The organism is Nonomuraea sp. NPDC050556 (genome assembly GCF_044457355.1).
Classification (GTDB): domain Bacteria; phylum Actinomycetota; class Actinomycetes; order Streptosporangiales; family Streptosporangiaceae; genus Nonomuraea.
Genome location: NZ_JBITGU010000002.1, coordinates 1,265,947 through 1,278,988 on the forward strand (window position 1 = coordinate 1,265,947; position 13,042 = coordinate 1,278,988).

Annotated in this window: 13 protein-coding genes; 5 read left to right on the forward strand and 8 right to left on the reverse strand. The window is 70.6% G+C overall.

The features are described 5' to 3' along the window. On the forward strand, nt 1-804 hold the full coding sequence (locus ACIBG8_RS23950) for a purine-nucleoside phosphorylase (protein ID WP_397345135.1): 804 nt from the start codon (nt 1-3) through the stop codon (nt 802-804). Then, the gene (locus tag ACIBG8_RS23955; protein WP_397345136.1) at nt 801-2,396 is read left to right on the forward strand and encodes a phospho-sugar mutase; all 1,596 of its coding nucleotides are present in this window, start codon (nt 801-803) and stop codon (nt 2,394-2,396) included. The genes ACIBG8_RS23950 and ACIBG8_RS23955 overlap by 4 nt, the downstream gene beginning before the upstream one ends. On the opposite strand, the gene ACIBG8_RS23960 is transcribed toward ACIBG8_RS23955, so the two are convergent. The 3 genes from ACIBG8_RS23960 to ACIBG8_RS23970 are packed head-to-tail and all read right to left on the reverse strand — an operon-like array spanning nt 2,386 to nt 4,508. Beyond that, nucleotides 2,386-2,862, reverse strand: a complete 477-nt coding sequence (locus ACIBG8_RS23960; protein WP_397345137.1) for a GyrI-like domain-containing protein — start codon at nt 2,860-2,862, stop codon at nt 2,386-2,388. The genes ACIBG8_RS23955 and ACIBG8_RS23960 overlap by 11 nt on opposite strands. Beyond that, entirely contained in the window at nt 2,859-3,665 is an 807-nt protein-coding gene (locus tag ACIBG8_RS23965; protein WP_397345138.1) for a MerR family transcriptional regulator, read from the reverse strand. The genes ACIBG8_RS23960 and ACIBG8_RS23965 overlap by 4 nt, the downstream gene beginning before the upstream one ends. 21 nt (nt 3,666-3,686) lie before the next feature. Then, a complete protein-coding gene (locus ACIBG8_RS23970; protein WP_397345139.1) occupies nt 3,687-4,508 on the reverse strand; it encodes an esterase/lipase family protein in 822 nt (273 codons plus the stop codon). Nucleotides 4,509-4,594: 86 nt separating this feature from the next. On the opposite strand from ACIBG8_RS23970, the gene ACIBG8_RS23975 reads away from it, so the two are divergent. Further along, entirely contained in the window at nt 4,595-5,830 is a 1,236-nt protein-coding gene (locus ACIBG8_RS23975; RefSeq protein ID WP_397345140.1) for an FG-GAP repeat domain-containing protein, read from the forward strand. Here ACIBG8_RS23975 and ACIBG8_RS23980 read toward each other — a convergent pair. The 4 genes from ACIBG8_RS23980 to ACIBG8_RS23995 form a co-directional block, all read right to left on the reverse strand. Further along, on the reverse strand, nt 5,827-6,438 hold the full coding sequence (locus ACIBG8_RS23980; protein WP_397345141.1) for a PH domain-containing protein: 612 nt from the start codon (nt 6,436-6,438) through the stop codon (nt 5,827-5,829). The genes ACIBG8_RS23975 and ACIBG8_RS23980 overlap by 4 nt on opposite strands. Continuing rightward, nucleotides 6,435-7,496, reverse strand: coding sequence for an adenosine deaminase (locus ACIBG8_RS23985; RefSeq protein ID WP_397345142.1), 1,062 nt, complete (start codon nt 7,494-7,496; stop codon nt 6,435-6,437). Before ACIBG8_RS23985 ends, ACIBG8_RS23980 begins: the two co-directional genes overlap by 4 nt. A 96-nt stretch (nt 7,497-7,592) precedes the next feature. Then, the gene (locus ACIBG8_RS23990; RefSeq protein WP_397345143.1) at nt 7,593-7,943 is read right to left on the reverse strand and encodes a cupin domain-containing protein; all 351 of its coding nucleotides are present in this window, start codon (nt 7,941-7,943) and stop codon (nt 7,593-7,595) included. Between the two features lie 4 nt (nt 7,944-7,947). Beyond that, nucleotides 7,948-8,493 carry a hypothetical protein gene (locus tag ACIBG8_RS23995; RefSeq protein ID WP_397345144.1) on the reverse strand — a complete coding sequence of 182 codons (546 nt, stop codon included), beginning with the start codon at nt 8,491-8,493 and terminating at the stop codon, nt 7,948-7,950. Between the two features lie 107 nt (nt 8,494-8,600). Between ACIBG8_RS23995 and ACIBG8_RS24000 the strand changes: the two genes are divergently transcribed. Then, entirely contained in the window at nt 8,601-10,055 is a 1,455-nt protein-coding gene (locus tag ACIBG8_RS24000; RefSeq protein WP_397345145.1) for a hypothetical protein, read from the forward strand. A gap of 47 nt (nt 10,056-10,102) precedes the next feature. Beyond that, nucleotides 10,103-11,506, forward strand: coding sequence for a hypothetical protein (locus ACIBG8_RS24005; RefSeq protein ID WP_397345146.1), 1,404 nt, complete (start codon nt 10,103-10,105; stop codon nt 11,504-11,506). Between the two features lie 55 nt (nt 11,507-11,561). Here the strand turns inward: ACIBG8_RS24005 and ACIBG8_RS24010 are convergent, their stop codons facing one another. Next, on the reverse strand, nt 11,562-12,968 hold the full coding sequence (locus tag ACIBG8_RS24010; protein WP_397345147.1) for an MFS transporter: 1,407 nt from the start codon (nt 12,966-12,968) through the stop codon (nt 11,562-11,564). Nucleotides 12,969-13,042: the final 74 nt, after the last annotated feature.

The window sequence follows — 13,042 nt, forward strand, 5'->3', positions numbered from 1 at the left end:
GTGAGCACCAATCCATACAACCTGGCCCAGGACGCCGCCGCCGCGCTGAAGAGCGCGACGGGACTCGACACCTTCGACGCAGCCCTCGTGATGGGCTCCGGGTGGGTTCCCGCGGCGGACGTGATCGGCCAGACGGTGGCCGAGGTCCCGGTGGGCGACCTGCCCGGCTTCGCGCCGCCGGTCGTCGCCGGGCACGGCGGCAAGGTACGCGTCGTGCGCACCGAGTCGGGCAAGCACGCGCTGATCTTCCTCGGCCGCACCCACCTGTACGAGGGCCGCGGCCCCGAGGTGGTCGTGCACGGCGTCCGCACGGCCGCCGCCGCCGGTGTCCGCACGATCGTCCTGACGAACGCAGCGGGCGGCCTGCGCCCCGAGACGCAGAACGTCGGCGACCCCGTGCTGATCTCCGACCACATCAACATGTCGGGCGCCAACCCGATCACCGGGACGACCTTCATCGACCTCACCGAGGTCTACTCCAAGCGCCTGCGCGCGCTGGTGCACGAGATCGACCCGTCGATCGCCGAGGGCGTCTACGTCGCCTTCCGCGGCCCGACCTACGAGACGCCGGCCGAGATCCGCATGCTGCGCACGCTCGGCGGCGACATGATCGGCATGTCCACGGTCCTTGAGGCGATCGCCGCCCGCGAGGCGGGCCTGGAGGTGCTGGGCGTCTCGCTCGTCACCAACCCGGGCGCCGGGCTGGTCGGCGAGCCGCTCAACCACGAAGAGGTCCTGGAGGTCGGCAGGAGCACTGCCGCCCGCATGGGCGTCCTGCTCGCGAAGGTGGTCGACAGGCTGTGAAGGATCTCGCGCTGGCGTGGCTGGCCCAGGACCCGGACCCCGAGACCCGGGCCGAGCTGGAGGCGATGCTCGACTCCCCGGAAGAGCTCGAGGAGCGCTTCGGCGCCAAGCTCGAGTTCGGTACGGCAGGCCTGCGCGGCGAACTCGGCGCCGGGCCCAACCGGATGAACCGCGTCACCGTGATGCGCGCGGCGGCCGGCCTGGCGAAGGTGCTCGGTCCGGGCAGGCACGTGGTCATCGGCTACGACGCCCGCCACAAGTCCGACGTCTTCGCCCGCGACACGGCGGCCGTGCTGACCGGCGCGGGCATCCACGCCTCTCTCCTGCCCAGGCCGCTCCCGACGCCCGTCCTGGCCTTCGCCGTACGTCACCTGGGGGCGGACGCGGGCGTGACGGTCACGGCCAGCCACAACCCGCCGCGCGACAACGGCTACAAGGTCTACTGGAGCGACGGCTCGCAGATCGTGCCGCCGGTCGACAGCGAGATCTCCGCCGCGATCGACGCGGTCGGCCCGGTGAACGAGCTGCCGCTGGACGGCCCCGGCACGCTGACCGAGCTCGACGACGCGATCGTCGAGGACTACATCACCGCGCTCACCACGCTCCCCCTGGGCGACGCCCGCGAGCTGCGGGTGGCCTACACGCCGATGCACGGGGTGGGCGGGGCGACGCTGACCGGCGCGTTCCTGGCCGCCGGGTTCGACAGCCCGGTGGCGGTCGAGGAGCAGCGCGACCCGGACCCGGATTTCCCGACGGTGGCCTTCCCGAACCCGGAGGAACCGGGCGCGATGGACCTCGCGCTGGCGCTGGCCGCGAAGATCGACGCCGACCTGGTGCTGGCCAACGACCCGGACGCCGACCGGTGCGCCGTCGGCGCGCGGGACAGGAACGGCGCCTTCCGCATGCTGACCGGCGACGAGCTCGGCGCGCTGCTGGGCGAGCACGTGATCAGGCACACGACGGGCGACCGCCTGGTGGCGACCACGATCGTGTCGTCCACGCTGCTCGGCAAGATCGCGGCGGCGCACGGCGTGCGCTACGAGGAGACCCTCACCGGCTTCAAGTGGATCATGCGGGCCGGTGACGGCATGGTCTTCGGCTACGAGGAGGCCATCGGCTACAGCGTCGGCTCCGACCGCGGCCTGCCCGTCCACGACAAGGACGGCATCGGCGCCGCCCTCACCGTGGCGGGCATCGCGGCCGCCGCCAAGCGCGACGGCCGCACGCTGCTCGACCTCCTCGACGACCAGGCCACGACGTACGGCCTGCACGCCACCTCGCAGCTCGCCTTCAGGGTCGCCGACCTGTCGCTGATCGCGGACGCGATGGCCCGCCTGCGCGCGACGCCCCCGTCCACGCTGGGCGGCCGGTCCGTGCGAAGGACGGACGACCTGGCCAAGGGCGACGGCGGCCTGCCGCCCACCGACGGCCTGCGGTTCCTGCTGGAGGGCGACGCGCGGGTCGTGGTCCGCCCCTCGGGCACCGAGCCGAAGCTCAAGTGCTACCTCGAAGTGGTCTCCGACGACCGCGACCGGGCGGCCGCCGACCTGGACGCCATCAAGGCCGACCTCAGGACCGTCCTCAGTCTCTGACCAGGAACTGCAGCTCGACGTCCCACTCGTTGAGGTCGGGCTGCTCCATCGGGTTGGTCAGGTAGTGCTCGGTGCGCCCGGCCCAGTGCTCGCCGTCGGCCTCCTGGGTCATGTCCCACTTCAGGTCATGGCTCAGGAGCTCGGCGGTGACGGCCATCAGCCCGTCCGGGTGGCCGTGGTGGCGCACGGTGGCGTAGCGGCCGGCCGGGAGCGCGTCGGTGAAGTAGTCGCCCTCGGGCTCCACCGCCTGGGTGATGGGCACGCCCGCCTGGACCACCAGCCGGTCGTTGTCCATGTCGACGACGTCGTAGCGGAAGAACGGCGCTCCAGCGGGGAAGGCGCCGCGCTCGATCAGCCAGCCGATCATCTCGCCGATCCGGTCACCGACCAGTCCGAAGGTGGTCATGGTGATCTCGCGCCTGATCCCCAGGTAGGGGCGCTCGGGATGTTCCACGATCTCGGTCATGCCGTCTCCCTCACTTCCATCTGCAACTCCGTCACCCACTCCTCGACGTTCTCCGACGAGTGCAGGTACACCTCCCTGGCCAGGGAGAGCGCCTCGTACCCGTTCTCCTCTACCCAGTGGGCGAGCGACTGGAAGGTCTCGCCCACCCCGTCCATGGAACCGTGGTGGATGACCGTCGCCGCCCGCTCGATCGCGGGCAGGAAGTGGGTCTCCACCCCGTCGCCCGCCACCTCGATGGCGGCGTGCACCATGACGCCGCCGTCGTCCTCGGGCAGGTAGTAGGCGATCGCCGGTCCAGAGATCGCCGCACCCGCCGCCTCCAACCTGTCACACAGCTCGCGGTAGAGGGGCTGGATCACCGGGGTGATGTGGTGCGGCTCGTAGCTGGCCGCCCGCGCGCTGAGCTCGGCGACCCTGACCGGTGCGACCTTCTTGACGACGACTTCGTGTGACATCAGACGACCTTCTCTTTCGATCATCCGGAGCCTCGCCTCGACCCCGCGCAGCCGCGCCAGGTCGGCGCTGATCTGCGCCTCCAGCTGGGCGCGGCGCAGCCGTACCATGCCGTGCAGCTCCTCGGCGCTCACCTTCTCGTCGAGGATCGCGCCGACCTGCTCCAGCGTGAAGCCGAGGTCCTTGATCGCGACGATGCGGTTGAGCCGGGCGAGCTGCGCGGCCTGGTAGGAGCGGTATCCGGTCGCCGGATCCACCTGGGCGGGCCTGAGCAGGCCGATCGCGTCGTAGTGGCGCAACATGCGCACTGACACGAGGCCGAGCCTGGCGAAGTCTCCGATGCTGAACATGACTCCTCCAGGTCTAGGGGCTCACACGGTGTCAGGGTCAACGGCGAGGACCGCGACCGTCCTGCGCAGCACGTCCGGGTCGACGGCCATCAGCGCGTGGTCCGGACCGTCGTGCAGCATCACGTTACGCACATTCTGCCCGGCGAGGAACGCGCTCTCGACGGGCGTGACCGTGCTGTCGTGGTCCGAGGCGAAGACCGTGTACTCCACGCCAGGCTCGGTCTCGTGCCCGGCGTTGAGCGTCTCCAGGAACGCCGATCCGGCCATCTGGTCGGCGCAGGCCGGGCAGATCCCGCGCACGATGGCCGTCGCGCCGGGGACGAGCTTGGCCAGCGGCACCAGCCCGCTGAGCGTGGTGCCGTGGTTGCTCGGCGCCCAGGCGACGAACCGCCTGACCTTCTGCGCGCCGCCGAGGAAGCGCAGGTACCAGCGCGGCATCATGCCGCCCTGCGAGTGCCCGACCAGGTCCACCCGGTCTGCGCCCGTCGCTTCGAGCACGCCGTCCACGAAGGTGGCCAGTTGCTCGGCCGACCTGTCGATCGGGCCCACGGCGGCGACCAGCGGCAGCCGCCTGAGCCTGCCGTACGTCGGCGCGAAGACGCAGTAGCCCTCCTCCTTGAGCAGCGGGGCCAGCTTGATCCAGTTGAGGTCGGGGGTGGCGAACGTGCCGTGCACCAGCACGACGGGGCGCGGATGAGCGGGTGAGGGGCGGCACGACCAGTCGTTGGCGCCGCGCACCGGCACGTCGGCCAGCGCCCGTGCGGCGCCGAGGTCGTCAGAGGCCTGGGCGGGTACGGCGAAGCCGCAGGTCAGAGCGAGCGCGAGGGCGATGGGTCTCCACATACCGCTGGCATATCGACCGAGCGGCGAGCATCGCCGCAAAGCCACGCGAAGGTACGCTTTCTTGAACCTAAGATCGGGGAGCGCGGATGAGACTCGTGCCGGGCGCGTTGGCGTGTCTGCTCGCCCTCACCGCTTGCGGCCAGGTGGACGCCCGCAGCACGCCGACGAGGACCGCGACGACCCCCTCCGCCACGCCCGTGACACCTTCGGCGACGCCCGTGACGACGCCCGCGACGCCTGTTAAGGGCTCCGACGACGTCAACGGCGACGGCTTCGCCGACCTGGCCATGTTCGACGGCTCGCCCGACGACCCCCGCTTCGTGGTCGTGTACGGCTCGGCCCACGGCCTCGCCCCCGCCACCGCGACCGTCGTGACACCGTGGAACATCATCTACTGGTTCCCCGAGGCGGTCCCCACCCTCGACCTCGACGCGGACGGCTACGCCGACATCCCGTTGTCGGGCGGCACACCGGCCCGGCCGTACATCAGCTGGGGCGGCAAGCGGGGTGCGGGCAAGCCGGTGCCGATGTGGGTGCCCGACGGCACAGACCCGGAGCGGGCGAACGTCACACCGGGCGACTTCAACGCCGACGGCGTCGGCGACGTGGCGATGAGCGCGACCGCCCCCAACTCGGACAAGGGTCGCCTGGCCGTCCTCTACGGCCCCTTCACGCGCGACGGCAGGCCCGCCCGCCACACCGTCCAGCCCTCCCCGACGGGCGCGGAATTCTGGCGGATGACGGCCGACGCCAAGGGACACGACCTGCTGGTCCACCGGGCGGACGACGGCGAGCAGGAGGCCCCCTACCTGCTCAAGGGCGGCAAGGACGGCCTCGCCACCCAGGGCACGCTGCTCAACGAGGGACTGGCCGTCGCGTTCGGCGACTTCGACGGCGACGGCTCCAGGGAGCCGGTGGTCGCCGACGACGGCAGCCGCAACGACGAGCCGGGCTACGAGACCGAGGAGCCCGAGGTCGACGGCGTGCTGACCGTCTACGGGCAGGACCGGCAAACCGTGCGCACCGGCATGCGCGGCCGGCTCGCCGCCGGTGACCTCGACGGCGACGGCCGCGACGACCTGGCGTTCGGCGGCTACGCCTGGTGGGACTACAAGGCGCGGCCGCCGCGCGTGCTCTGGGGCGGCCGGAACGGCCTGCGCCAGGGCGAGGACCTGACCGCGCTCGGCCCGTCGAGCCCGCTCGCCGCCGGTGACTACAACGGCGACGGCCGCGACGAGCTGGTGCTGTCCACCGCGAAGCAGGGCGTCTTCCAGGTCTCCGACGGCAGGAAGCTGCTGAACTCCTTCGAGCTGCCCTCCTAGACGAGGAAGGCGGCCACGACCAGGGCGATCGCGAGCGCGCAGGCGACGAGCGCGTCGATCGCCCAGGTGCCGCGCACCGGCGGCGGCGCCTGGTCACGGCGCCTGGCCGCCTCGGACCGCTCGACGATCTGCTCGCCCACCCAGTCGGCGTGCGTCTTGCCCGCCAGCGCCTCGGCGGCTGCCTGCTCTGCCTTGGTCCGCACCGCCTCCGTACGCAGCAGCCCGCCGCGCTGCCCCTTGGGCACCCCGCGCCGGGTCGCCTTGGCCCGCTCCCTGGCCGACGCCGTCGGCGTCCACAGCCGCAGGACCTTGCCGTCGGCGTAGTCGACCGCGATGGAGTGCGAGACCCGCACCCCGTCCACCGACGCCCACGGCATCGACCAGGTGCGGAACGGGTTGCGCACGCGCAGCCCCTCCTCGCCCAGCACCGTGCCGGGCCGCAGCGCGGTGACGTAGACGATGGCGGTCAGCGCGCCGAGCACCGCCCCGGCCACCAGCGACGACTTGCCGGTGTAGCGGAGCGTCAGGTCGACCGCGTTGATCGCGACGAACGCCACCCAGATCCAGCCGAAGACGAAGGCCGTGTTGGAGCGGTAGGTGGATTTCATGCTCGCCACTTGAGCTGCGCGAAGCCGGGTTTGATCACGCCGTTGATGAGTGAGAGGCGGTCGTCGAACGGGATGAAGGCCGACTTCATCGCGTTGACGGTGAACCACTGCAGGTCGTCCCAGTCGTAGTCGAACGCCTCGACCAGCTTGTGGAACTCCTGCGACACGGTCGTGCCGCTCATCAGCCGGTTGTCGGTGTTGACCGTGACGCGGAAGTTGAGGCGGCGCAGCAGCCCGATCGGGTGCTCGGCGATCGACGCGGCTGCGCCGGTCTGCAGGTTGGAGGTGGGGCACATCTCCAGCGGGATGCGCTTGTCGCGCACGTAGGCGGCCAGGCGGCCGAGCTTGACGCCGTCGGCGGAGATGTCGTCGATGATCCGTACGCCGTGGCCCAGGCGGTCGGCGCCGCACCACTGGATGGCCTGCCAGATCGACGGCAGGCCGAACGCCTCACCGGCGTGGATGGTGAAGTGCGCGTTCTCCCGCTGCAGGTACTCGAACGCGTCGAGGTGCCTGGTGGGAGGGTAGCCGGCCTCGGCACCGGCGATGTCGAACCCGACCACGCCGACGTCCCGGTAGCGTACGGCCAGCTCGGCGATCTCCATCGAGCGCGCCTTGTGCCGCATCGCGGTCAGGAGGGTGCCGACCCTGATGCCCGGCACCTCCTTGAACCCTTCGAGCACGGCCTCGACGACCTGGTCGAGGCTGAGCCCGGCGGTGGTGTGCTGCTCGGGGGCGTAACGCACCTCGGCGTAGACGACGCCGTCAGCGGCGAGGTCCTCGGCGCACTCCCTGGCGACGCGGACGAGCGACTCGCGGGTCTGCATGACGCCGACGGTGTGGTCGAACGTCTCCAGGTAGCGCTCCAGCGACCCGGAGTCCGCGGCCTCTTCGAACCATTGGCGCAGGTTGTCCGGGTCGGTCGTGGGGAGCGCGCCGTAGCCTGTCTCCCGGGCCAGCTCGACGATCGTCTCGGCCCTCAGACCGCCGTCGAGGTGGTCGTGAAGCAGCACCTTCGGCGCCCGGCGGATCTCTTCAAGGGTCGGTCGCTGGCTCATCAGGCCATCATACGGAACGAGGACGGTATGGACAGGATCGTCACCAGCGCCGACGTGGAGCCGCGGGCCACTCCACCAGCGCCAGCCGTCGACCGGCTAGTCGTCGCGGTGGGCTGAGTCCGGCGAGAAGGCGGGCAGGCAGACCGCGACGTACTCGGCGCCCTCGGGCCCGCAGCTGTAGCGGATCTTCTCCCCGGCCTCCGTCACGATCGACTGCCCGGCGTTCACCTCGGTGGTGCCCTCGGCGGTCTCCACGAACACCGTCCCACGCAGGACGACGGTGTACTCGGTGAACTCGGGCGTCTGGGCCGGCTCGTCCCATCCGGGTGGCGCGACCATGTGCGCGATGGACAGCGCCTCGTCGCCGCTGTTCACGCGGCCGATGTGCTCGTCGATGACCTTGCCGCCGGGCACCGGGATCCGGGTCGCCGCTTCGATCTTTCTCACCCGGTCAGTGTGCCACGTCGATGACCAGCCGCTCAGGCCCGGTCTGCGCCTTCACCTCGAACCCGGCCCTGTGGTCGAGCACGATGCCCACCCCGACGTGCCCCTCGAAGTCACCCGTCTTGACCACGCTCTGCACGTTGCCCAGGTTGGCCTGGAAGACCGGCCCGCCGGTCCAGGTGGGGTCACCCTTGTCGGTGTGCGCGTTCGCGGGCATCAGCGTGACCTGGAGGTAGGCGCCGCCCTTGACGTCGATCGGCTCGCCCGTGCCGTCCTGCACCAGCTCGTCCACCCATTCCACGCGATAGCCGGGCTGGTCCCCCTTGAGGTCGATCACGACCCGGTCGTACCCGTCGTGCGCGGCGAACCGCACGGCGGCCACCAGCGCGGGCTCGCCGCCCTTGGGCTGCACGTCCACCTCGGCCGTGGACGTGGGCCCTGAAGGCGACGGTGTGGCCTGCGCGGCAGGCGTGGCCGTGGTCGTTCTCTCGGTGCCGCAACCAGCCAGTACGGCGAAGCAGACCAGGACAGCGGCGATGCGTGAGGGGCGCATGCCCAGTAGATGCCCAGCTCACAGCCGTGCAAGCGGCATCGGCCGTGTTGGGTATGGCCGAGCTCCGACCATCACCTTTACTCTGATCAGCTCACGAGGAGCGAATTGTGGGCAGATCAGATAGTTTCCCGGCTTTTGTCGCCGAGCACGCCGACCACCTGGCGCGCACGGGCTACCTGCTGACGGGAGATCAGGAAGCCGCGCGGGCGCTGGCCGTACGGGCGGTGACCTCGATCGGCAGGCGGTGGCCCGCGCTGCGCCACCATCAGCCGGCCGGGCTGGCGCTGCGCGAGGTCTACCGCGCCTACCTGGAGTCGCGGGCCCCGGTGGCCGAGGGGTTCGCGCTGGCCGGGCTGTCGCCGGTGGGCAGGGCGGCGCTGGTGGCGCAGTACCACGACCTCATGCCGCCGCACGTGGCCGCCGAGGTCTGCGGCCTGTTCCACACCCTGCGCCAGGAGACCGCGCTGGCCCTGGCCCAGGTCGAGGCGGCGGGCAGCCCGTCGCTGGCGCGGCTGGCGGCAGAACCGCCCCCGGTCGAGCTGGGCGAGGAGGTGTACGCCCCGGTGAGGCGGCGCAGGCGGATCCGCGTCGCGCTCGCGGCAGCCGGTGCGACCGTCCTGGCCACGGCCGTCGTGGGCGCCGTCACCTTCGGCGCCGTCCTCGTCGCCGACCAGTCCAGCGAGCTCAAGGCCGTGTTCCCCATCGACGAGACAGAGGAGGACGTGCCCGAGGCGCTCCCCGCGGCGCTCACGGACCCCGTCGCCTACGCGTACACCGGTTACTGCGTGGCGGACGGCGGCGAGTGCGCCCAGTGGCGCCTGGTCACCACCTCGGGCGAGGAGTGGCGGGTCGCCGACGCCAGGCACGACACGCTCGGCATCATGCACGTCAGCCAAGACGGCACCCGCATCGCCTACCTGTCCACCAAGGACGTGTACGAGGTCCGCGACCTGCCGACCGGCGTCACCAAGAAGATCGGCGTCAGGATCGACGGCACCGACCCGCACTTCGTCTCCTCCCCCAACGGCCGCTTCTTCGGCGTGACGTTCGGCGACGCGGACGGCGAGGGCGGCGTCCTCGACTTCGCCAGGAGCGTCAGCACCTTCGAGCTGGACGCGAAGGTCGTGGCGATCAGGAACGACGGCCGCCAGGTCACCAGCGAGCGCAGGAACGTCGACGACGTGCCGGGCCACGCGGCGATCACGAGCTTCAGCCTGGCGGACGGCCCCGCCTACCGGATCGACCCCGCCCTGGTCGAGTACGGCGCTGCCCTGGCGCCCGACGGCCACACGCTGGCGCTCATCACCGACGACCACCGGCTGGTCAGGATGGACGCGAGGAACGGCAGGATCGCCAGGACGCGCCCGGTCCTGGACGCCGACACCGACGAGGTCGACTCGATCGAGCGCTGGCTCGGCGCGAACGAGCTGCTGGTCCGGATGTGGGACGACGAGAACGCGGTCCTGGCCGTGGTGAACGTCACGACCGGCCAGTCCCGCCCCTACCCGCTGGACGGCGACGACGAGATCTACTCCTCGGCCACGCTCGGCAAACTGGACTGAGCAGCCGCCTGGACCGCCTACCCTAAACTCCTCATAAGGAGTAAAAAGTGGGCAAAACAGACGGTCTGCTGCCGTTCATCGCCGATCACGCGGACCACCTGGCGCGGACCGCCTACCTGCTGACCGGCGACCCCGCCGCAGCGCGCGCACTGACCGTGCGTGCGCTGGTCACCATCGGGCGGCGGTGGCCGGGGTGGTACCGGCCGCAGGACGCGGCGGTGCGCGAGATCTACCGCGGCTACCTGGCCGCGCGGCCCACGGTCCCGCAGGACTTCCCGCTGGCGCGCCAGTCGCCCACCGGCCGGGCCGCCTTCGTCGCCCTGGCGTACGGCAGGCTGCCCGAGCACGTGGCGGCCGAGGTCACCGGGCTCTTCCAGACGCTCCGCCAGGAGTGGGAGCAGGCTGCTGCGCAGGCAGAGGGTGTCGACCTGGCCGCGCTGGCCGCGGTCCCGCCGCAGGTCGACGTGGCGGACGAGGTGATGGGGGCGCTCCGCCGGCACCGGCGCCGCCGTACGGGCCTGATCGCGGGGGTCTCGACGGTCGCGGGCCTGGCCCTGGTGGGGCTGGTGGCCATGGAGGTGGTCACGGTGGCGGGCAACCTGTCCAGGCTCCCTGCGGTGACCGCGGAGTCCCCCGCGTCGAGGTCCCTGCCGGACAAGCTCACCGAGCCGATCGCCTACGCCTACAGGGGCTACTGCGAGAACGACGACAGCGACGAGTGCACGATGTGGCGCGCGGTGACCGTGTCGGGCAAGGAGTGGCTGGTGACGGATGCCGCGCACGGCCAGGACAGCGACTTCCACGTCACCCAGGACGGCACCCGCATCGCCTACCTCCTCGACAACAGCGCCGCTGTCGCCAGGGACCTGACCTCCGGCGAACGCAAGACCATCACGACCTATACCGATGGTTCCGTCTCATCCTTCTTCTCCTCTCCCAACGGCCGGTTCATCGCGGTGCGCGGGACGGGCACCGGGGACGCCCTCGACTTCTCCACCGGCGTGAGCGACCTCCTCGACGACACCCAGCTCATCGCGGTCAACGACGACGGCAGCCGTCTCCAGGTCGTGTTCTCCGACACCGCCGCGAGGCTGGTCTCCGAGGACCGGGAGTACCACGAGCTGACCAGCGCGCGCGTCGACTCCGGACTGTTCGACAACCACGCCGCCCTGGCCGCTGACGGACACACCCTCGCCGTCGTCTCCAAGAAGGGGTCGCTCGTCACCCTGGACACCAGGACCGGCAAGAACACCCGCAAGGCCATCCAGCTCAGCAGCACGACCACGCAGAGAGCCGACGTCGAGCGCTGGCTCAGCGCCGACGAGGTGCTCGTCCGCCTGATGGTCGACGACAGCGAGCAGTTCGTGGCCGCCGACGTCCGCACCGGCCAGGTACGCGACTACGGCAGGCAGGAAGACCTGGAGTTCGCCGTCCTCGGCAAGCTGGAATGACGAAAGAGCGGGAACCCCGTCCGGGGTTCCCGCTCTCTTCAGCGTTGCGAGCAGGTCAGACGGTCTCGAGGACCTTCTCCTCCGTCTCGACCGCCGGAGCCTTGCGGAACGACAGGCCGGTCAGCGAGATGACCACCCCGGCCACCGCCAGGATCAGCGGCACCATGATCGCCGAGCGCAGCGACTCGATCGTCATCCCGTTCGTGGACCCCGCGGCCAGGACCGCGGCGACCACGGCCAGCACGACCGCGCCGCCCACCTGGCCGGAGGTGTTGAGCATGCCCGAGGCCAGGCCCTGCTCGTCGTCGTCCACGCCGTTGGTGGCCTGGATGTTGAGCGAGGGGAACATCAGCGCGAAGGCGACACCCAGCAGGATCATGCCGGGCAGGACCAGCCCGCCGAGGCTGGGCGTGTCACTGATGCCCATGAAGATCCCGTAGCCACCCGCCAGCGCGGCGGAACCGATCGCGATCAGCTTGGCCGTACCGAACTTGTCCGCGAAGTCGCCCATCTTGGTCGAGGTGACCGCGACGAGGAGCCCGGCGGGCAGGAAGGCGAACGCGGTCTCCAGCGCCGACCAGTGGAGCAGGTTCTGGAAGTACTGCATGGCGACGAACTGGAACCCGACGTAGGAGCCCATGAGGACGATCAGTCCCAGGTTGGCCCGGACGATCGGGGCGGAGCGCAGGATGCCGAGGCGGACGAGCGGGTGCTTGAGCCGGTTCTCGACGAAGACGAAGAGGGCGAGCAGGACGGCGACCGCGATCAGCGAACCGATCGTGCGGAACGAGGTCCAACCGACCTCGGGCGCCTGGACCACGGTGAACACGAGGAGCAACATCGAGGCGGTGATCAGCACGGCGCCGATCAGGTCGTGACCGCCTTCCGCCCGCTCCTCCTTGACCTTCGGCAGCACCTTCAGCGCCGCGACAAGGGCGATGACGGCCACCGGGACCGGCATGAGGAACGTCCAACGCCAGCCGAGCTCGGTCAGGAAGCCGGAGAGCACGAGTCCAAGAGAGAATCCGCTGGCTCCAGAGGCGGTGAAGATGCTCAGCGCCTTGTTGCGAGCGGGACCTTCGGGGAAGGTCGTGGTGATGATCGACAAAGCCGCGGGAGCGGTGAACGCGGCGCTCACGCCCTTGACGAACCGGGCGGCGATCAACAGGGTGCCGTCGTCGACGATGCCGCCCAGCAGGGAGGCAACCGCGAAGACGCCTAGTGCGACCAAGAAGACCTTGCGTCGCCCAAGAAGGTCGGCGGTCCTGCCCCCGAGCAGAAGAAGACCGCCATAGCCGAGCACGTAGCCGCTGACAACCCATTGGAGAGAGGAAGTAGTGAGGTGGAGATCGGCCTGGATGGACGGCAGGGCCACGCCCACCATCGACACATCCAGGGCGTCAAGGAAGACCACAGCGCTGAGCACGGCGAGCGCGCCCCAACGAGTTGAGGAGGAGGACATGGATCAGAAGATTACATGCATTCGCATCTAATGCAAACGCATTTAATGACGTTGCATAAGATTTAGCGAGATGG

Bases quoted from the DNA above. Each gene is read 5' to 3' on its own strand.
- ACIBG8_RS23960 (WP_397345137.1), bottom strand. From the start codon at position 2,862: ATGACCGAGATCGTGGAACATCCCGAGCGCCCCTACCTGGGGATCAGG.
- ACIBG8_RS23965 (WP_397345138.1), bottom strand. From the start codon at position 3,665: ATGTTCAGCATCGGAGACTTCGCCAGGCTCGGCCTCGTGTCAGTGCGC.
- ACIBG8_RS23970 (WP_397345139.1), bottom strand. From the start codon at position 4,508: ATGTGGAGACCCATCGCCCTCGCGCTCGCTCTGACCTGCGGCTTCGCC.
- ACIBG8_RS23975 (WP_397345140.1), top strand. From the start codon at position 4,595: ATGAGACTCGTGCCGGGCGCGTTGGCGTGTCTGCTCGCCCTCACCGCT.
- ACIBG8_RS23980 (WP_397345141.1), bottom strand. From the start codon at position 6,438: ATGAAATCCACCTACCGCTCCAACACGGCCTTCGTCTTCGGCTGGATC.
- ACIBG8_RS23985 (WP_397345142.1), bottom strand. From the start codon at position 7,496: ATGAGCCAGCGACCGACCCTTGAAGAGATCCGCCGGGCGCCGAAGGTG.
- ACIBG8_RS23995 (WP_397345144.1), bottom strand. From the start codon at position 8,493: ATGCGCCCCTCACGCATCGCCGCTGTCCTGGTCTGCTTCGCCGTACTG.
- ACIBG8_RS24010 (WP_397345147.1), bottom strand. From the start codon at position 12,968: ATGTCCTCCTCCTCAACTCGTTGGGGCGCGCTCGCCGTGCTCAGCGCT.